Source organism: Streptomyces aurantiacus (assembly GCF_027107535.1).
In the GTDB taxonomy this organism is placed as follows: Bacteria; Actinomycetota; Actinomycetes; order Streptomycetales; family Streptomycetaceae; genus Streptomyces.
Genome location: NZ_CP114283.1, coordinates 6,446,783 through 6,466,148, shown reverse-complemented (window position 1 = coordinate 6,466,148; position 19,366 = coordinate 6,446,783). Strand labels below are relative to the sequence as shown.

General features: G+C 72.4%; 18 protein-coding genes. 13 read left to right on the top strand and 5 right to left on the bottom strand.

What is annotated here, in order from left to right:
• The first annotated feature begins 8 nt into the window (after positions 1 to 8).
• The 8 genes from O1Q96_RS30970 (at position 9) to O1Q96_RS30935 (ending at position 6,293) form a co-directional block, all read left to right on the top strand.
• Complete coding sequence (locus tag O1Q96_RS30970; protein ID WP_269251301.1) at positions 9 to 713, top strand: FMN-binding protein; 705 nt, start codon at positions 9 to 11, stop codon at positions 711 to 713.
• A 41-nt stretch (positions 714 to 754) separates the two neighbouring features.
• Positions 755 to 1,486 carry an FAD:protein FMN transferase gene (locus O1Q96_RS30965; protein ID WP_269253788.1) on the top strand — a complete coding sequence of 244 codons (732 nt, stop codon included), beginning with the start codon at positions 755 to 757 and terminating at the stop codon, positions 1,484 to 1,486.
• Between the two features lie 244 nt (positions 1,487 to 1,730).
• Positions 1,731 to 2,381, top strand: coding sequence for a GntR family transcriptional regulator (locus O1Q96_RS30960; protein WP_269251300.1), 651 nt, complete (start codon positions 1,731 to 1,733; stop codon positions 2,379 to 2,381).
• Between the two features lie 63 nt (positions 2,382 to 2,444).
• Positions 2,445 to 3,194, top strand: coding sequence for a PIG-L deacetylase family protein (locus tag O1Q96_RS30955; RefSeq protein ID WP_269251299.1), 750 nt, complete (start codon positions 2,445 to 2,447; stop codon positions 3,192 to 3,194).
• Positions 3,191 to 3,910, top strand: a complete 720-nt coding sequence (locus tag O1Q96_RS30950) for a 4-carboxy-4-hydroxy-2-oxoadipate aldolase/oxaloacetate decarboxylase (RefSeq protein ID WP_269251298.1) — start codon at positions 3,191 to 3,193, stop codon at positions 3,908 to 3,910. The genes O1Q96_RS30955 and O1Q96_RS30950 overlap by 4 nt, the downstream gene beginning before the upstream one ends.
• Complete coding sequence (locus O1Q96_RS30945) at positions 3,907 to 4,995, top strand: 4-oxalomesaconate tautomerase (RefSeq protein WP_269251297.1); 1,089 nt, start codon at positions 3,907 to 3,909, stop codon at positions 4,993 to 4,995. The genes O1Q96_RS30950 and O1Q96_RS30945 overlap by 4 nt, the downstream gene beginning before the upstream one ends.
• Before the next feature lie 9 nt (positions 4,996 to 5,004).
• Entirely contained in the window at positions 5,005 to 5,997 is a 993-nt protein-coding gene (locus O1Q96_RS30940; protein ID WP_269251296.1) for a catechol 2,3-dioxygenase, read from the top strand.
• Positions 5,998 to 6,002: 5 nt separating this feature from the next.
• Positions 6,003 to 6,293, top strand: coding sequence for a hypothetical protein (locus O1Q96_RS30935; protein WP_331276077.1), 291 nt, complete (start codon positions 6,003 to 6,005; stop codon positions 6,291 to 6,293).
• A gap of 92 nt (positions 6,294 to 6,385) precedes the next feature.
• On the opposite strand, the gene O1Q96_RS30930 is transcribed toward O1Q96_RS30935, so the two are convergent.
• The 3 genes from O1Q96_RS30930 to O1Q96_RS30920 form a co-directional block, all read right to left on the bottom strand.
• A complete protein-coding gene (locus O1Q96_RS30930; RefSeq protein WP_269251295.1) occupies positions 6,386 to 7,870 on the bottom strand; it encodes an FGGY-family carbohydrate kinase in 1,485 nt (494 codons plus the stop codon).
• An 82-nt stretch (positions 7,871 to 7,952) separates the two neighbouring features.
• Entirely contained in the window at positions 7,953 to 9,026 is a 1,074-nt protein-coding gene (locus tag O1Q96_RS30925) for a mechanosensitive ion channel family protein (protein ID WP_269251294.1), read from the bottom strand.
• Between the two features lie 552 nt (positions 9,027 to 9,578).
• Positions 9,579 to 10,619: a lysylphosphatidylglycerol synthase transmembrane domain-containing protein gene (locus O1Q96_RS30920; RefSeq protein WP_269253787.1), complete on the bottom strand. Its 1,041-nt coding sequence runs from the start codon at positions 10,617 to 10,619 to the stop codon at positions 9,579 to 9,581.
• 117 nt (positions 10,620 to 10,736) lie between these two features.
• Here O1Q96_RS30920 and O1Q96_RS30915 point away from each other — a divergent pair, with 117 nt between their 5' ends.
• The 3 genes from O1Q96_RS30915 to O1Q96_RS30905 all read left to right on the top strand — a co-directional run bounded on the left by O1Q96_RS30915 (position 10,737) and on the right by O1Q96_RS30905 (position 13,538).
• On the top strand, positions 10,737 to 12,665 hold the full coding sequence (locus tag O1Q96_RS30915) for an ABC transporter ATP-binding protein (RefSeq protein ID WP_269253786.1): 1,929 nt from the start codon (positions 10,737 to 10,739) through the stop codon (positions 12,663 to 12,665).
• An 87-nt stretch (positions 12,666 to 12,752) separates the two neighbouring features.
• On the top strand, positions 12,753 to 13,172 hold the full coding sequence (panD, locus tag O1Q96_RS30910) for an aspartate 1-decarboxylase (RefSeq protein ID WP_217458795.1): 420 nt from the start codon (positions 12,753 to 12,755) through the stop codon (positions 13,170 to 13,172).
• 21 nt (positions 13,173 to 13,193) lie between these two features.
• Positions 13,194 to 13,538, top strand: coding sequence for a GNAT family N-acetyltransferase (locus O1Q96_RS30905; RefSeq protein ID WP_269251293.1), 345 nt, complete (start codon positions 13,194 to 13,196; stop codon positions 13,536 to 13,538).
• A gap of 528 nt (positions 13,539 to 14,066) precedes the next feature.
• Here O1Q96_RS30905 and gndA read toward each other — a convergent pair.
• Positions 14,067 to 15,506 carry an NADP-dependent phosphogluconate dehydrogenase gene (gndA, locus tag O1Q96_RS30900; protein WP_269251292.1) on the bottom strand — a complete coding sequence of 480 codons (1,440 nt, stop codon included), beginning with the start codon at positions 15,504 to 15,506 and terminating at the stop codon, positions 14,067 to 14,069.
• A 318-nt stretch (positions 15,507 to 15,824) separates the two neighbouring features.
• Here gndA and O1Q96_RS30895 point away from each other — a divergent pair, with 318 nt between their 5' ends.
• Positions 15,825 to 17,018 (top strand): transglycosylase family protein, encoded by a 1,194-nt coding sequence (locus O1Q96_RS30895; protein WP_269251291.1) that lies wholly within the window; start codon positions 15,825 to 15,827, stop codon positions 17,016 to 17,018.
• Here O1Q96_RS30895 and O1Q96_RS30890 read toward each other — a convergent pair.
• Positions 17,008 to 18,360 (bottom strand): DMT family transporter, encoded by a 1,353-nt coding sequence (locus O1Q96_RS30890; protein WP_269251290.1) that lies wholly within the window; start codon positions 18,358 to 18,360, stop codon positions 17,008 to 17,010. The two genes, O1Q96_RS30895 and O1Q96_RS30890, sit on opposite strands and share 11 nt — an antisense overlap.
• A 240-nt stretch (positions 18,361 to 18,600) precedes the next feature.
• Here O1Q96_RS30890 and O1Q96_RS30885 point away from each other — a divergent pair, with 240 nt between their 5' ends.
• Positions 18,601 to 19,341, top strand: coding sequence for a (2Fe-2S)-binding protein (locus O1Q96_RS30885; RefSeq protein WP_269251289.1), 741 nt, complete (start codon positions 18,601 to 18,603; stop codon positions 19,339 to 19,341).
• The last annotated feature ends 25 nt before the right edge of the window (positions 19,342 to 19,366 follow it).

The window sequence follows — 19,366 nt, the reverse complement described above, 5'->3', positions numbered from 1 at the left end:
GAGACATCGTGAAGCGAGTGATACCTGTCCTGGTCCTGACCGTCGCGGGCCTGGTCCCGGTGTGGCGCTACGCGCCGTCGGACGGCTCGACGACGACCACCGAGGCCGCCTCACCCGCCTCGACACCCTCCGCGTCGTCCTCCGGCGGCTCGGCCCGGGTGTTCACGGGCACGACCGTGGACACAGAGAAGGGCGCCGTACAGGTCGAGGTGACGTACGACGGTGACAAGATCACCGCCGTGAAAATGCTCCGGCAGCCGAACCATCCGCAGACCGAGGCCGCCGTGCCGAAGCTCGTCGCGGAGACGCTGCAGGCGCAGAGCGCCGACGTCGACACGGTGTCCGGGGCCACGATCACCAGCGACGGCTACCGGGAGTCGCTCCAGGCCGCCATCGACGCGCAGGCCGAGTCCGCCGCCTCCTCCTCGGCCTCACCGTCGGCGTCCGCCGCGGCCTCGCAGGTCGTGGCCGGCTCCACGGTCGACACGGAGAAGGGCGCCGTGCAGGTCGAGGTGACCTTCGAGGGCGACACGATCGGCTCCGTACGGATGCTGCAGCAGCCGAACCATCCGCAGACGAAGGCCGCCGTGCCGAAGCTCATCGCGGAGACGCTGCAGGCGCAGAGCGCCGATATCGACGCGGTGTCCGGGGCCACGATCACCAGCGAGGGCTACGTCGAGTCCCTGCAGGCCGCCCTCGACGCGAAGAGCTGACGGCGATGCCGAGGACCGAAGAGGCGTCGCCGGCCGGCGTGGTGCACCGGGTCGAGCACATCATGGGGCTGCCCATCTCCCTGCGCGTCGACGACGGCGGCCCCGGCCGGGACACGGCCCGGGCGGCCGATCTGGTGTTCGCGTGGCTGCGCGAGGCCGACGCACGGTTCAGCCCCTTCCTGCCCGACAGCGAGGTGTCCCGGCTGGACCGGGGCGAGCTGGAGCCGCACGAGCTCAGCCCGGACCTGACCGAGGTCCTCGGCCTGTGCGAGCGGTACCGCGTCGAGAGCGGCGGCGCCTTCCAGGTGCGGTTGCCCGGACGCGGCCTCGACCCCTGCGCCATGGTCAAGGGCTGGGCGGTCCAGCGGGCCGCGGAGCTGCTGCGGGCGGAGGGTGTGACGACGTTCTGCCTCAACGCGGGCGGCGACGTGGTCGCGGCCGGCCGTCCCTGGCGGGTGGGCGTACGGCACCCCGAGCGGGCCGACCAACTGTGCACGGTCCTGGAGATCACCGACGGGGCGGTGGCGACCTCCGGACGGTACGAGCGCGGCGACCACATCCTCGACGGGCGCACCGGCCGTCCGGCGACCGGGCTGCTCAGCCTGACGGTCGTGGCCTCGTCGCTGACCGAGGCGGACGCCACGGCGACCGCGGCGTTCGCGATGGGCGCGGACGGGATCGGCTGGGCCGCCGCTCGCGCGGGCTGCGAGGTGTTCGCCGTGGACGCCGAGCGGCAGGTCTTCCGCACCTCGGGATTCCCCGGCGTGGGCTGACTCCCGGGGGCGGCCTCGCAGGGCCGCGCCCCTCTCCATGACGGCCAGGCCCCTGAGGGCCCCGGCACCCGCAACCGCGGGTGCCGGGGCCCTTTTCGGCGTACGGACGAGTGAGTGCCCGGGGCGGCCTTCCGGCAGGTGAGGATCCCGCCCGGAACTGAGCGACGATATGGCGAACAAAATTGTTGACAATATTGTTCGGCTAGATTTAGCCTCGACAGGCACTCACTCAGGGAGGGCGCACATGCCGGAAGAAGCCCGTCCGAGCACCGGAGAGCAGGCCAGGCAGCATGCGCTCGCGCAGCTGCGGCAGGCGATCCTGCGCGGCGAGATGGCACCGGCCCAGCGGCTGGTGGAGAACGAACTCGCCGAGCAGTTCGGTGTGACGCGGGCCAGTGTCCGGGCGGCTCTGATCGAGCTGGAGTCGGAAGGGCTGGTCGAACGGATCCGCAACCGCGGCTCGCGGGTGCGGGTGGTGACCGTGGAGGAAGCGGTCGCCATCACCGAGTGCCGCATGGTCCTCGAAGGGCTGTGCGCGGCCAAGGCGGCCGTCGAGGCCAGTGACGAGCAGCTGACCGAGCTGTCGGACCTGGGCGTGGCGATGTCCAAGGCCGTGTCCGACGGCGAACCCATGACCTACTCCGAGCTCAATCACGAACTGCACGCCCGGATCAGGCAGTTCTCCGGCCAGCAGGTGGCCGACGGACTGCTGGACCGGCTCAACGGGCAGCTGGTCCGCCACCGCTTCCAACTCGCGTTGCGGCCGGGCCGGCCCCAGAAGTCCCTGAGCGAGCATCTGGCCATGATCGAGTCGATCAGGGCCCGGGACCCGCAGGCGGCCGAGTCGGCCGCCCGTCTCCACCTCGCGGGTGTGATCGACGCACTGCGTGAATGACGCGTCGAGCGCATGACGCCGCGGGGTGGGCCAACCGGCCTGTCCAGCAAGGAGATCGCAGCAATGACGTACGCCAACGCGCCCGGCACCCCACGATCGACCCTCGTCGTCACCGCGCACGCCGGGGACTTCGTGTGGCGGGCGGGGGGAGCCATCGCCCTCGCCGCCTCCCGCGGCGAGAAGGTCACCATCGCCTGCCTGACCTACGGTGAGCGCGGCGAGTCCGCGAAGGCGTGGCGCGAGGGCAGGTCACTGGAGGAGATCAAGGGGATACGCCGAGGCGAGGCCGAGGCCGCCGCCACCACCCTCGGTGCCGAGGTCGTCTTCTTCGACGCCGGCGACTACCCCCTGACCGTCACACCCGAGCTGACCGACCGGTTGGTGGGCGTGTACCGCGACACCCGGCCGGATGTCGTGCTGACCCACCCGCTCGACGACCCGTACAACGGTGACCACCCCGCCGCCGCGCGGACGGCCCTGGACGCGCGTGTCCTCGCGCAGGCCGTCGGCTACCCGGCTCAGGGGGAGGTCATCGGCGCCCCGCCGGTGTTCTTCTTCGAGCCGCACCAGCCCGAGATGTGCGGTTTCAGGCCGGAGGTCCTCCTCGACATCACCGACGTCTGGGCGACCAAGCGCAAGGCGATGGAGTGCCTGGCGGCCCAGCGGCACCTGTGGGACTACTACACCGACCTCGGGACCCGGCGCGGCGTGCAGCTCAAGCGGAACGCCGGGCCCAACCTCGGTCTGCCGCACACCACGTACGCCGAGGCGTACATGCGCCCGTACCCGCAGGTGACGGGGGAGCTGGCATGAGCGGCCTGATCGTCACCAACCCGCCGAAGGCGCCCGGGAAGGACGTCGAGGCCCTCGCCGGGTACGGCGTCGCCACCGTGCACGAGGCGCTCGGCCGCACCGGCCTGCTCGGCGCGGCCCTGCGGCCGGTCCAGCAGGGTGTACGGGTCGCGGGCACCGCGGTCACGGTGCTCGGCTGGCCCGGCGACAACCTCATGATCCATGCGGCGGTCGAGCAGTGCGGCGAGGGCGACATCCTCGTCGTCACCACCACCTCGCCCTCCACGGACGGCATGTTCGGCGAGCTGTTCGCCACCGCGCTGCGACGGCGGGGCGTCCGCGGCCTGGTCACCGGCGCCGGAGTGCGCGACACCGAGGAGCTCCGCGCGATGGGCTTCCCCGTCTGGGCGGCGGCCGTGTCCGCGCAGGGCACCGTGAAGGCCACCGGCGGCTCGGTCAACGTGCCCGTGGTCCTCGGCGGGCAGAGCGTCCGGCCGGGTGACGTGGTCCTCGCCGACGACGACGGTGTGATGGTCGTGCCCCGCGAGCGGTCCGCCGAGGCCGTCGAGGCGTCCGCCGCGCGCACCGCGAAGGAGGAGGCGTCCCGCGCCGCGTTCGCCGCGGGCCAACTCGGCCTGGACCGCTACGGACTGCGCGAGACGCTCGTCCGTCTCGGGGTGCGCTACCAGTCCTACGAGGAGTACCGGCGCGAGCTCGACGGCGGAGCGGGGCCGTGACCTGGCCCGAGGGAGTGCGCTGCATGCTCATGCGCGGCGGCACTTCCAAGGGCGCGTACTTCCTGGCGGGGGACCTGCCCGCCGAACCCGCGCCGCGCGAGGGCCTGTTGCTGCGGATCATGGGCAGCCCCGACCCGCGCCAGATCGACGGCCTCGGCGGTGCGCACCCCCTGACCAGCAAGGTGGCCGTGGTCTCCGCCTCGGCCGACCCCGGGGCGGACGTGGACTACCTGTTCCTCCAAGTCGGCGTCGACAGGGCAGAGATGAGTGACCGTCAGAACTGCGGGAACCTCCTCGCGGGAGTCGGGCCCTTCGCCGTCGAGCGCGGGCTGGTCGTCCCGGACGGCGACCGTACCTCCGTGCGGATCCGCATGCTCAACACCGGGGATTTCGCGGTCGCGGACTTCGCCACGCCGGGCGGGCGCGTCGACTACTCCGGCTCCGCCGAGATCTCCGGTGTGCCGGGGGCCGCCGCACCGGTGGTGATCGAGTTCCCGCAGGGCGGCAGCCCGCTGCTGCCGACCGGCCGGGTGCGCGACCTCGCCGCCGGCACGCCGGTGACCTGTGTGGACAACGGCATGCCGACGGTACTGATCGTCGCGTCCTCCCTCGGCGTCACCGGGTACGAGTCACCCGCCGCCCTGGAGTCCGACCAGGCGCTCGCCGCTCGGCTCCGGGCGATCCGGCTGGAGGCCGGAAGACTGATGGGCCTGGGCGATGCCGAGCACGCCACCGTGCCCAAACTCAGCCTGCTGGCACCGCCGCTGGACGGTGGGGCGGTCATGACCCGCACCTTCATCCCGGTCCGCTGCCACACCTCGATCGGCGTCCTGGGCGCCGCGAGCGTCGCCGCCGGCCTGCGGATCGAGGACGGTGTCGGCCGGCCCGTGGCCCGCCCGCCGGACCTCGGGGACCGGGTGCGCGTCGAGCACCCCACCGGATTCCTCGACATCGAGACGACCCTCGCGCACGACACCCCGGACGCCCTCCCGGTGGTCCGGCGCACCGCGGTGGTCCGTACCGCACGCAAGATCTTCGACGGCACGGTCTTCCCCCGGCCGGCCGGAGCCGCACACCATCCCTGAGGAGGCCTCATGGTCCCGCCGCTCGGCGACATCGCCCACCTCGGGCACGTCGAACTGCTCACCCCCGACCTGGACGCCAGTGTCCGCTTCTTCACCGACTACCTCGGCCTCACGGAGAACGGCCGCTCCGGAGCCTCCGTGTACCTGCGGACCTGGGACGACTACGAGCACCACAGCCTGACCCTGACCGCCCACACGACGTCCGGGATCCGCCGCACCGCCCTGCGCGCCTCCAGCGGGGACGCCCTTCGGCGCCGGGTGGAACAGGCCGAAAGGGCGGGCCGACCGGGCCGCTGGGCCGAGGACGAGCCGGGGATCGGCCCGCTGTACGTCACCACCGACCCCGACGGTCACGAGATCGCCCTCTACTGGGAGAGCGAGTGGTACCGGGCGCCCGACGGGCTGAAGCCCGGCCTGAAGAACCAGCCGCAGGCCAAGCCCGGTCACGGAGTGGGCGTACGCCGCCTGGACCACGTCAACTTCCTCGCCGCCGACGTGGCTTCGAACGGCGGCTTCGTCCACGAGGTCCTCGGCGCCCGCCCGACCGAACAGATCCGGCTCGACAGCGGCAGGATCGCCGCCCAGTGGCTGACGTTCAGCAGCAAGTCTTACGACATCGTCTACACCGAGGACTGGACCGGCTCCCAGGGGCGCCTGCACCACGTCGCGTTCGCCACCGACACCCGCGAGGACATCCTGCGCGCCGCCGACCTCGCCCTGGACACCGGCGTGTTCATCGAGACCGGCCCGCACAAGCACGCCATCCAGCAGACGTTCTTCCTCTACGTCTACGAGCCGGGCGGCAACCGGATCGAGCTGTGCAACCCACTCACCCGGCTGGTACTGGCCCCCGACTGGCCGCTGGTCACCTGGACCGAGGCCGAGCGGAAGAAGGGCCAGGCCTGGGGTCTGAAGACCATCGAGTCCTTCCACACCCACGGCACGCCACCGGTTCCTGTGGCTGTCGACGAATCTATTGACAATCCTCGGGCGGATTCCTGACCGGCGTGTTCCTCAACAGCGCCCAGACCATGATCTGCGCGACGGTCTCGATCCGCTCGGCCCCCGACAGCCGCGCCACCGCCGTCGGCCGGACGTCCGGCATGGGCCGCTCCGGTGCCGTGTTCGGCCCGTGGCCCGGCGGCCGGTTGCCTGCCGCCGGCCACGGGGACCGGGGCTTCACCGCGTTCGCGGTCGCGGGCCTGTCGTCCATGGTCTTCATCGGCCTCGCCGCCCTGGGCGGCGCGAAGCAGGCGCCGGGCAGCGACACGCCCCGTGGACTGCTCACCGCGCACTGACGGTGGGTGCGGCCGTCGGCTGCCCCGCACCCGGCTTCCGCACCCGAGGCCCGCGGCCACGGGAGGACGGGAGGACGGGAGGACGGGGACGCTCAGCCGTGGGCGCGCCGCTGGTGTCCCGCCAGTGCGTGGGAGATGTCCCGCGTCGCCGGGTACAGCCGGAGGTACAGGTCGTACAGCTCGTCGTAGCGGGCGCGCAGGCGCGGGTCCGGGGCGACCCGCTCACGCACCGGGTTCCACACGTCGATGCGGGGGCCGCCGACCGCGTCGGCGGCCAGGAACGCCGCGCCGTAGCTCGCGCCGAGCGAGACGGCCCTGACCTCCTGCTCCAGACCGGTCACCGAGGAGACGATCCTGGTCCACAAACCGCCCCGGGTGCCGCCGCCCACGGCGACGACACGGCGGATGTCCGCACCGGCGGCCCGCATCGCCTCGACGTTGTGCCGGACACCGAAGGCCGTCGCCTCCAGGGCCGCGCGGTAGAGGTCGCCCCGGGTGTGCTCCACCGTCAGCCCGGCGATCACGCCGCGCGCGTGCGGATCGGCCACGGGCGTCCGTTCGCCGGCGAAGTACGGCAGCATCAGCAGCCCTCGCGCGCCGGGCGGCGACGCCTCGGCCCCGGCGAGCAGTGCGGTGTGGCCGGGCGTGCCGAACAGCTCCCGCAGCCAGTCCGTGATCACACCGGACGTGGCCATGCCGCCCGCGAGACTGCGCGTACCGGGCAGGGCGCCGACGGTGCTCCACAGCTGGGGCACCAGCAGGCGGTCGGACAGGGTGTTGATCAGGAACATGGTGCTGCCGTACATGAGCATGAGGTCCCCGGTGTGCTGCGCCCCCACGCTCAGCGCCTCGGACCAGGCGTCGACGGTCCCGGTGATCACCGGGACACCGGCGGGCAGTCCGGTGGCGGCAGCGGCCTCGGCCGTCACCTGCCCCGCGATGTCTCCGGGCCACAGCAGGCGCGGCAGCTCCAGCCACGGCGCGATGTGCCGGACCCACGGTTCGTACCACTCCTGGGCGACGGAGTCGTACAGCGGAACGGCCTGGCTCGCCGAGTGGTGGTCGAGCACGTAGGCCCCGGTGAGCCGGTGCACCAGGTACGAGCTGGGCATGTGCAGGCGCCGGGCGCGGGCGACCACGTCGGGCTCGTGCTCCGCCAGCCAGGCGATCTTGGGACCCACGGCCTGGGTGGACAGCAGGGAGCCGCAGCGCCGCAGTACGGCGTCGCGGCCCAGCTCGGCCTCCAGGCGGGTGATCTGCTCGGTGGCCCGGGTGTCGACGCCGTACAGGATCGCCGGCCGCAGCGGGGTGCCCGTCCCGTCGGTGAGCGCGACACAGGGGCCCATGCCGCTGACGCCGACCGACTCGACGGAGGTGCCGTCCGGCGCCGACGTGAGCAACTCCCGGGTGAGGGAGACGAACTCCTCCCACCACACCGGCGCGTCCATCTCGACGTGCCCGGGGCGCGGGCGGTCGACGGTGTGCGGCCGGACAGCCGTCGCGAGCACCGTCCCGTTGTCGTCGACCAGCACGCCCTTGCTGCTGGAGGTGCCGATGTCGACCCCGAGCACCGTCATGTCCTCGTGTCCCCCGATCCGTTCACCCGTGACGGCCGTGCGGCCCCGGGGCGGCCTCCGGCGGGCCGCCCCACCCGATGTTCTACGGGATCGACAGGGACCCGTCGCGCTGCGGCGGAATAGCCACGCCGTTCTGCTGGAGGGCGACGGTGCGCGCGGGGGAGGGGATGCGGATGCCCTCCAGGCGGTACCGCTTGTGCAGCCGCTTGATGAACTCGTGCTTGATCCGGTACTGGTCGCTGAACTCGCCGACGCCCAGGATCACGGTGAAGCTGATCCGCGAGTCCCCGAACGTGTGGAAGCGGACGGCGGGTTCGTGCTCGGGCATCGCGCCCTCGATCTCCGTCATGATCTCGGTCACGACCTCGGAGGTGACGCGCTCCACGTGCTCCAGGTCGCTGTCGTAGCCGACGCCGACCTGCAGAGTGATGGTCATCTCCTGTTCCGGACGGCTGTAGTTGGTCATGTTGGTGCTGGAGAGCTGGGCGTTCGGGATGATGACGAGGTTGTTGGAGAGGTTGCGCACCACGGTGTTGCGCCAGTTGATGTCGACGACGTACCCCTCCTCCCCGCTGGTGAGGCGGATGTAGTCGCCGGGCTGGATCGTCTTCGAGGCGAGGATGTGGATGCCCGCGAAGAGGTTCGCGAGGGTGTCCTGGAGGGCCAGTGCGACCGCGAGACCGCCGACACCCAGCGCGGTCAGCAGCGGGGCTATGGAGATTCCCAGGGTCTGCAGGACGACCAGGCATCCGATGGCCAGGACGAGGACCCGGGTGACGTTGACGAAGATCGTGGCCGATCCGGCGACCCCGGAGCGCGACTGGGTCACGGCCCGCACCAGACCGGTGATCACGCGCGCGGCGGTGACGGTGGCGGCGAGCATGATCAGGACCGTCAGGATCTGGTTGACGGTGTGGTTGACCTTGCCGGTCAGCGGCAGCGCCGCCGCGGCGGCGGCCACCCCGCCCGTGATCGCCGCGACCGGGACCAGCGCGCGGAGCGCGTCGACGAGGACGTCGTCGCCGGTCCACCGGGTCCGGGTCGCGTGCTTGCCCAGCCAGCGCAGGAGGAGGCGGAGCAGGACGGTCGCCGCGAGCCCGACGGCCAGCCAGACGCCCGCCACGATCCAGTCGTGCACAGTGAGGTCTCGGTTCACCGACTGACTCCCGTCGTGCCGGGAAGGGGGCGTGCGCCCGGTATGTGATGTGTCGTCACCTTGTGGCCACCTGCTGCTCGATTTCCGGGAAGTGCGACCCCGCCGGAGCCGACGACTGTCGACCGGCGGGATCCGCTCATCTTGCTACATACGTACGGGTGCTCTGTCGCGGAGCCGCTCGGGTCAGGCCATCTCCCACGCACACCGCCGCCAACTCGGCGTGCATCCCGGCCTGTTGGCGCCTCTGACGGCCGGTGTGGGCGCCGATCCCGCCTTGCGTCCGTCCCGGCGCGGCGCCGGAACGGACCATCCGGACCGTGCGCCAAGTTGGCCTGGATACATCGGCACACGCTCCTCAGGAGTCACAGGACCCTCAACGGCCCCACGTGCCCGGCGAGAACCCGCGCCGCCCTGCGGACACCTGGGTCAGCCCCTGCGGACACATGAGGCAGTGCGCCCCGCCCGTGCCGCCGTTCGCCCCGCACGGCGGCACGCCGGTTCGGGCCTCCCGTGCGCGGCGACGAAGGGAGGGGCCGAGCCGGCCCGAGGCGCTCAGATGATCTTCATCCGGACGAGGGCGCCCAGCGTCAGCGCACCCGGAAGCAGCGGCAGCCACACCGTGATGACGCGGTAGGCGAGGACCACCGCCGTCGCCACCGCGGCCGGACCGCCCGCCGCGACCAGCGCCACGATCAGCGCGGCCTCCACCGAGCCGATCCCGCCCGGCGTCGGCACCAGCGCGACGGCCACCGTGGCCGCCAGATAGGCGAGCGCCATGTGCAGGGGCGGCACCGGGAGCCCCAACGCCTGGCCCACCGCGACGAACCCGGCCGCCTGGCACACGGGGAAGGAGAACGAACCGCCCCACAGCGCGAGCGCGCGCACGGGCCGCCTGTGCACCGACCGGGCCTCGCCCAGCGCGGTGCGCAGGAAGGTGGACACGACGGCGCGCACCCGCCCGACGAGCAGCAGGACCGTCACGGCGACACACACCACCGCACCCAGGGCGAGCAGGAGCGGGCCCACCGCGCCGTCCGGGAGGAGCTCGCCGATCCGCAACGCGTCGGGGAAGGCGATCAGCAGGCCCAGCAGCAACCCGACACGCGCGACGGACTCCGCCAGCATGTAGAGCGCCAGCGCGGCCGACGAACGGGCCAGCGGAACCCCGCACACCGCCATGAAGCGCAGATTGACCGCGCTCGCGCCCAGCCCCGTCGGCAGGAGGTGATTGGCCGCGCCCGCCGCGAACTGGGTCGCCACCAGCCGTCGTTTGGGCAGCCGCTGAACGAGCGCGCCCTGCCGGGTGACGGCGGCCGCCACCCACGTCAGGCACGTCGCGGCGACCGCGGCCAGCAGCCAGGGCCACTTCGCCGAGGCGAGATGGCCGAAACCCTCCGCCAGCACCGCCCGGTGCTGCACCGCGACCACGGCCACGAGAGCGAGCGGAAGCAGACACAGGATCTGCCTGATGGGAAGGCGTCTGGGGAGGCTCTGGGGGAGCCGTTCGACCGTCACACCGGGAGAGGCTTTCCACGCCGCACCAACATGAGGTTGCGGACACGGGGACGGCGGCTGACACGCTGCGCACGGCATCGGGTCGTCGGGTTCGACGGGAGCCGGAGCGCCGGTGAGGGGGTTCGGTTCGGTGAGTGTCATCGGATTCCCCTTGACCTCAAGGTTGAACGAGGTTCTACGGTCGGTCCCATGAGTATGGAGACGACAGCCTGGACGCAGTTGTACAGCGTCATGAACGCCCAGCGGGAGCGCCGGCCCTTCGCCCGCGAGACCCTGCGCCGTATCGCCGGATTCGCCCGCCCGCACAGGCGCCGGATCGTGCAGTTCGTGGTGCTCAGTGTGGCGACCGCGCTGCTTGCCGTGGCGACGCCGGTCCTCGCCGGACGCGTGGTGGACGCGATCGTGGCCGGCGGCGACGAGGGGACGGTCGTCCGGCTCGCCCTGCTCATCGCGGTGATCGCCGTCGCCGAGGCGGCGCTCGGCCTGGTGAGCCGCTGGTTCTCCGCGACGCTGGGCGAGGGACTGATCGTCGATCTGCGCACCGCCGTGTTCGACCACGTGCAGCGCATGCCGGTCGCGTTCTTCACACGCACTCGTACGGGCGCGCTCGTCAGCCGACTCAACAACGACGTGATCGGCGCCCAGCGCGCGTTCAGCAACACCCTGTCCGGAGTGGTGGGCAACGTCGTGACCCTGCTGCTCACGCTCGCCGTGATGCTCACCCTGTCCTGGCAGATCACCCTGCTCGCGCTCGTCCTGCTCCCCGTCTTCGTGGTGCCCGCCCGCCGGGTGGGCAGCCGGATGGCGAAGCTCCAGCGCGAGGCCGCCGATCTCAACGCCGCGATGGGCACGCGGATGACCGAACGCTTCTCCGCGCCCGGTGCCACACTGATCAAACTGTTCGGGCGGCCCGGTGAGGAGTCCGACGAGTTCGCGGCCAGAGCCCGCCGCGTACGGGACATCGGGGTGCGTACGGCGATGGCGCAGACCGCGTTCATCACGGCCCTGACCCTGGTCTCCGCCCTCGCGCTCGCCCTGGTCTACGGCCTTGGCGGCTGGTACGCGCTGCGCGGCAGCCTGGAGCCGGGGGCCATCGTCTCGCTGGCCCTGCTCCTGACCCGTCTGTACGCGCCTCTCACCTCCCTGGCGGGCGCCCGCGTCGAGGTCATGAGCGCACTGGTCAGCTTCGAGCGGGTCTTCGAGGTCCTGGACCTGAAGCCGCTGATCGAGGAGAAACCGGACGCCCGCGCGGTCCCCGAGGGCCCTGTCTCCGTCGAGTTCACCGACGTCCGCTTCGCCTACCCGTCCGCCGACAAGGTCTCCCTGGCCTCTCTGGAGGAGGTCGCCGCACTCGACACCCGCGGCGGCACCGAGGTCCTGCACGGCATCTCCTTCCGCGCCGAACCGGGCCAGACCGTCGCCCTCGTCGGCTCGTCCGGCGCCGGCAAGTCGACCGTCGCCTCCCTGCTGCCACGCCTGTACGACACCGACGAGGGTTCCGTACGCATCGGCGGCGTCGACGTCCGCGACCTGAGCGCCGCGTCGCTGCGGGCGACCCTCGGCATGGTCACCCAGGACGGCCACCTCTTCCACGACTCCGTCCGCGACAACCTGCTGCTCGCCCGCCCCGACGCCGACGAGGACGAACTGTGGGACGTGCTGCGCCGGGCCCGCCTCGAAGACCTCGTGCGCTCCCTGCCCGACGGCCTCGACACGGTGGTCGGCGAGCGCGGCTACCGGCTCTCCGGCGGTGAACGCCAGCGCATGACCATCGCGCGGCTGCTGCTGGCCCGCCAGCGTGTGGTCGTCCTCGACGAGGCCACCGCCCACCTGGACAACACCTCGGAGGCCGCCGTCCAGGAGGCGCTCGTCGAGGCCCTGGAAGGACGCACCGCGATCGTCATCGCACACCGGCTGTCGACGGTACGGGCCGCCGACCTGATCCTCGTGGTCGAGGCGGGCCTGATCGTGGAACGCGGCACGCACGACGAGCTGCTGGCGGCGGACGGCCGGTACGCGCAGCTGTACCGGACGCAGTTCGCGAAGCCCGCACACCACGACCCGCACCTCGCCGACCGGGACGGCGTGACCGAGATCGCTGTGGCCGGAGGGGCGGTGGCATAGGCAGCGCGCCCGCCGCCGCCGTACTCTGGCGGCGTCGGCGCGTACCCGCCCGGGACGCGACCCTCTTCCCCTCGGGAGCAACGCCTCATGCTGCGCACCATGTTCAAGTCCAAGATCCACCGTGCCACCGTGACCCAGGCCGACCTGCACTACGTCGGCTCCGTGACCATCGACGCCGACCTCCTCGACGCCGCCGACCTGCTGCCCGGCGAGCTGGTCCACATCGTCGACATCACGAACGGCGCCCGCCTGGAGACGTACGTCATCGAGGGCGAGCGCGGGTCCGGCGTCGTCGGCATCAACGGTGCGGCGGCCCACCTCGTGCACCCCGGAGATCTGGTGATCATCATCAGTTACGCTCAGGTCTCCGACGCCGAGGCCCGTGCGCTGCGGCCGCGGGTCGTGCACGTGGACGGCGACAACCGGATCGTGACGCTCGGCACGGACCCGTCCGAGCCGGTACCGGGATCCGACCAGGCGCGCAGCCCGCAGGCCGTCCCGGCCTGACCCTCACCACGAGGAGAGTCCATGAGCGGGACCACGGTCCGTGACGACCGGGCGGGCGGCCGCCTGGAGGCGTACTCGGGTGACGAAGTGGCGGGCCGCATCGAGTACTTCGTCCTCGAGAGCCCCCGTCGTGCCCTCGTCCCGGTCCACACCGTCGTGGAGCCCGCCCATGAGGGCAAGGGCATCGCGGGCTCCCTGGCCCGCGAGCTGTACGCGCTCTCGGCCCGCGAGGGCGTACCGGTCGCGCCGCTCTGCCCGTACATCGTGAAGTGGGCCGAGCGGCACCCACAGGAGGCACCGGTGGCCGACCCCGCCCTGCTGGACGCGGCGAGGGAATGGCTCGCGGCCCGTCCGGAACTCTTCTGACCGGGCCGCCGACGGGGCCCGTGCCCCCATTGCACGGGCGCGGGGGCCGGTCGTACGGATCCCCGCGCCCCTGACGAGGTAGAGCCACCTAGCCCCTCGTCCGTCCCGCGAGGGAGTGAGTGGGCGCGGCGAGCCCGGGTAGTCGGGGGAGAAGTCCAGAGCCGACGTTCCCTCTGGCTGGAGGACAAGATGACGCATCCGTTTCCCGACCCGGTGAGGCCGGACCCCACGCCCGGCCCGGGCCCGGACCGCCCGCAGCCCTTCCCTGACCCGGTGCCGGCCCCGGATCCGACCCCCGGCCCGTCCCCGAGCCCGGTGCCACAGCCCCCGGCGCCCCCGCGCCCGGCTCCGGGCCCGGAGCCGACACCGCCACCGGAGCCGCAGCCGGGCCCCCTCGGCTAGGAGGCGACGAAGACGGGCGGGCGGCTCGGTGAGGACATGTCCTCACCGAGCCGCCCGCCCGTCTTCCGGGTGTGGGGACCGGGCTGCCGGCCCCTCGCGTACCCGCTACCCGCGGCCCGCGGAGCCTCAGCCGGACACCTCGGACCGGTCCCCGCCCCACAGGGTGTGGAACGAGCCCTCCCGGTCGGTGCGCCGGTACGTGTGCGCGCCGAAGAAGTCCCGCTGCCCCTGCGTGAGCGCCGCGGGCAACCGCTCGGCACGCAGTGCGTCGTAGTACGCCAGCGCCGCCGCGAACCCGGGCGTCGGAACCCCCTGCTGCACCGCGGAGACCAGCACCGCGCGCCAGTCGTCCTGCGCGGCCCCGATCTCCTGCGCGAACGTGTCGTCGGAGAGCAGGCTCGGCAGATCGGCCCGCGCGTCGTAGGCGGCCCGGATCCGGTCCAGGAACGCCGCCCGGATGATGCAGCCCCCGCGCCAGATCGAGGCGACCGCGCCCAGATCGATGTTCCAGTCGTACTCGGCGCTGCCGGCCGAGACCTCGTGGAAGCCCTGCGTGTACGACACGATCTTCGACGCGTACAGCGCCTGCTCCACCTGGTCGGCGAAGGCGGCCGCCTCGGACTCGCTCAGCGCCGTCGCCGAAGGCCCGGCGAGCCCGCGCGAGGCCTCGCGCAGCGCGCTGTGGCCCGAAAGCGACCGCGCGAAGACCGCCTCGGCGATGCCCGACACGGGCACACCCAGGTCCAGCGCGATCTGCACGGTCCAGCGGCCGGTGCCCTTCTGCTCGGCCTGGTCCTGCACCACGTCCACGAAGGGCTTGCCCGTCGCCGCGTCCACGTGCGACAGGACCTCGGCGGTGATCTCGATCAGGTAGGAGTCGAGCCGCCCGGTGTTCCAGGTGCGGAAGATGTCCGCGATCTGCGCGGGGGAGTAGCCGGCCACGTCACGCAGCAGCTGGTACGCCTCGCCGATCAGCTGCATGTCGGCGTACTCGATGCCGTTGTGCACCATCTTCACGAAGTGTCCGGCGCCGTCCGGGCCGACGTGCGTGACACACGGCGTGCCGTCGGCGGCCTTCGCGGAGATCTTCTCCAGCATCGGGCCGAGCGACTCGTACGACTCGGCCGGACCGCCCGGCACGATGCTCGGGCCGTGCAGGGCGCCCTCCTCGCCGCCGGAGATGCCCGCGCCGACGAAGTGGATGCCCTGCTCGCGCAGCTCGCGCTCCCGGCGCCGGGTGTCCGCGAAGTGGGCGTTGCCCCCGTCGATGATCATGTCGCCGGGCTCCAGGAGCGGGGCGAACTCCTGGATCACCGCGTCGGTCGGCTCGCCGGCCTTCACCATGATCACGAGGCGGCGCGGCCGCTCGAGCGCGGCCACGAACTCCTTGGCGGTCTCCGCCGCGACGAAGTCGCCCTCGCTGCCGAACTCCTCCACCAGCGCGTGCGTACGCGCGGCCGTCCGGTTGTGCAGGGCGACCGTGTATCCGTTCCGCGCGAAGTTACGGGCGAGATTGCGCCCCATCACCGCGAGTCCCGTGACGCCGATCTGCGCTGAGTTGCTCATACGGTTTGGCTCCTAAGATCCTGAATCGGTGGTGCCGGTCCTGCCCGTCAGTATTGCCCCACCGACCATCCTGACGTGCCGGTTCCCGACCTCACATCCTGCCTTGCCGACCGTGTGTACGCAGCGGAGGGCGTCCCTGCCTCAGTGCCCCGGCGAACTTCGCCGCCGTGCCCGAGACGGGCATCGGCACCGGCTGCCGCCAACGAGGGTGCGTTCCTGGTCACTTGGCGGGACCAGGGCGGCTGATTGTGGCCTTGTCATGGCCTGTTAGCAGCGTTTACTTTTGCCGCTCCTGACGCTTGTCGAGGGGGCACCTTCATGGCCGTACGCGGTCGGCACCGCCGGTATCAGCCCAAGAGGATCAATCGCGCCTCGCTCACGGTCACGGTGGGCGGTGCCGGAATGGCCATGCCTCTCATCGGCACCGGCGTCGCGGACGCGGCCGACGTGGACACCTGGAACAAGGTCGCCGCCTGCGAGTCCACGAACAACTGGGACATCAACACGGGCAACGGCTACTACGGCGGGCTCCAGTTCAGCCAGTCCACCTGGGAGGCCTACGGCGGCCGGGCCTACGCGGCACGCGCCGACCTCGCCACCAAGGACCAGCAGATCGCGGTCGCCGAGAAGGTCCTCAAGGGCCAGGGCCCCGGCGCCTGGCCCTCCTGCTCGGTGCGGGCGGGGCTCACACGCGGCGGCGACACCCCCGACATCAACCCGTCGGGCACCTCCACCGGGACGCCGAAGCGCTCGGTCCGCGACGTGCAGCCGCAGACCACGCCCCAGTCCCGGGCCGGCACGGCGGAGATGTACACCGTCGTCCGGGGCGACACGCTCTCCGCAATCGCGGGTGCCCGCCAGGTCCCGGGCGGCTGGCGGCAGTTGTACGACACCAACCGCGAGGCGGTCGGCGCCGACCCCGACCTGATCGTTCCCGGCCAGCGGCTCAGCCTCCGCACGAAGGCGGCGCCGGGCACCGCGTCCCCCGCCGACAGGTCGGACAAGGCGGACAGGAAGCCGGAGACCAGGAAGCCCGAAAAGAAACCGGAGAAGAAGCCGGAGAAGAAAACTGCGGAGAAGTCGCAGAAGAGGCCCCAGTCGACCACGCAGACCCTCACCGCCCCGGTGAGCGCCGGCATCGGCACGCCGTACCACGCGGCGGGTTCCTCCTGGTCGAAGGGCTACCACACGGGGGTCGACTTCCCGGTGCCGACCGGCACGTCCGTCATGTCGGTCGGGGCGGGCAGTGTGGTGACCGCGGGCTGGGGCGGTTCCTTCGGCTACCAGGTGGTGGTCCGGCACGGCGACGGCCGCTACAGCCAGTACGCCCACCTGTCGGCGATCTCCGTGAAGGCCGGGCAGAGCGTCGGCGGCGGACAGCGCATCGGCCGCTCGGGCTCCACGGGCAACAGCTCGGGCCCGCATCTGCACTTCGAGGTGCGGACGGGGCCCGGTTTCGGCAGCGATGTCGACCCGATCGCCTATCTGCGTGCGGGCGGCGTCAGGATTTGACGCAGGAGCGGATCACCATCGGGGCCGGCATCAACGGCAGGTACGGAAGTCCGCCGTAGTACGGGCCGCCGGGCCACGCCGCCTCGTCCAGGCCGCCCGGTGCGTCGCCGGGCGGCGGAGGACCGTTCGACCCGGGCGGCGACACCAGGGTCCCGTCGCGCCCGGAGGCAAGCACGGCGGCAGGGGTGAGCGCCCCGTCCGGTACGTCGGCGCGCGTGAGCGCGCCCTCCGGTGCGCCGCTGCGGGCGAACGCCGTCTCCCGCGCTCCGGCGGGAGCGCGGTTCTCCTCCCGCACGGCGGCCGCCGCGAACGTTTCTGCCCAGGCGCCCGGCGCCGCGTACGCCTTCTCCTGGACCCCGATGGAGATCCGTCGCTCCGCGGAGACGGGCCGGCCGGGAAGCACGGTGGCCTGCTCGAAGAGGCCCGGCACGGCCTCCGCGGGCGTACCCGCGGCCGAGAGCGCCACTCCGGTCTCCGTCGGAACCGGCATCGGCACCGGACGCGTACGCTCCGAGCCGCTGATCCGCTCCGTGGTGAGCAGGATCAGGCCACCGGCCGCGACGACTCCACAACCCAGCGCGAGCACCGTGCCCGTGGAGCCGTGGCGGAACGTCTCGCCGAACATCGTGATGCCGACCGCGGCGGCCACGATGGGGTTCACCACGGTCAGCGTCGCCAGCGGCGCCGCCAGACCGGCACCCCGGTACGAGGCCTGCGACAGCAGCATTCCGGCGGTCGCGAGGACACCGATCACGGCGAGACTCGGCGTGTCGGCGAGCGTGACACCGCCCGTCCAGTCCACCGCGACGGTCTTCGTGAACACCGACGACATACCGAAGGCGACACCCGCCGCGATCGCCAGCAGCACGCTGCGCACGGCCGGGTGCCGGTGCACCGCGCGGGCCGCCGTCATCAGCGCCACCACCGCGCCGCCCGTGACCAGGGCCACCACGACACGCTGCGTGCTGCTCAGGGACTGCGAGTCGGCCGTGCCCACCAGCGCCAGCAGCCCGGCCAGACCGACCGTCGCCATGATCGCGCCCCGCCAGGCGGTCGCGCCCGCCCTGCGGCGGACGAAGAGGGCCGCCATCGGCAGCGCGAACACGATGGTCAGCGCGCCCAGCGGCTGGACCAGGCTGAGCGGCCCGTAGGCCAGTGCCACGACGTGCAGCAGCCCGCCGAGGGCGTTGAGACCCACCGCGGCCCACCAGGCGAGCTGGTGCATGGGAGCGTAGGTACGGTCCGGCGTGGTCGCCGCGACGCGTTCCTGCACGATGGCGCCACCGGCGTAGGCGACGGCGGAGACGAGAGAGAGCACCACGGACAGCACGAGTGCGCTCATGTGTCGCTCCTCAGCGTGTGGCGGACCCGCTCCGGCGAGCGAAGCGTCCGGTGCGGCGATCGGTCGGCTTCCATGGTCAATACGATCCCTTGTGAAAGGTCCCGTGTCGTCGTCCCAAAGCAGTCATTGGGTCCTACTGCCGATGGAGTACGTCCGGGCCCCTGTCCTCCCCAGGTGGGGTGACACCGACTACAACCCGCCTCAGGGCGCCGTTATGCCCCCTTGGTGTACTTGGTCTTCGTGAACCTCGATTCGGACCTCATTCGGCTCGCCTCCCTCGAAGGTTTCTTCGCCCTGCGCACGGGATCACGCCCCGAGGGCCCGCCGCTGCCCACGCTCGCGGACGCCTACGCGGCACGAGACGTCACCGCCGGGCCGGATCCGCTCACCTTCCGTGTCGGCAAGGTCGTGAGGCTGCTGGGTGCGCCCGAGACGCGCATCGGGGTCTCCGTGGCGCAGCAGGGACTCGCCGCCCGGCTGTGGTCGGTGGCCCTGGGCGCGGCAGCGCTCTACGGGCAGGTGCCGGACCTCGACCCGCGCCTGCTGCACTGGGACGCGGACGGCAGCGCGCCCGACGACCTGTGGCTGTCGCAGGTGCGCGCGCTGCCCGGTGACGCGGCGACGGTCCGCCGCCTCGTGCACCACGGCCACCTGGAACCCCTCGCGGCGGCGCTGCGGGCCCGGCACCCGGTCGCCGCGGGGCTGCTGTGGGGCAACGCGGCCTCGGCGCTCGCCGGCGCCGCGCGCCAGCTGGACGCGTGGGCCCGCGCCCACGGCCGCACGGACGTGGGCGAGCGCTCCCGCGCACTCGTCGCCGAACTCCTCGACCACCCGGACCTGCGGGACACCGGAACCCTGACCGGCACGGCGTTCCGCCGGCGCAGTTGCTGCCTCTACTACCGGGTCCCCGGCGGCGGAGTGTGCGGCGACTGCTGCTTCACGCGGGCGCCGCGCTCTTCCCCCACCGCCACATCTGGGTGACCATGTGGGCATCAGCCGTTGAGAC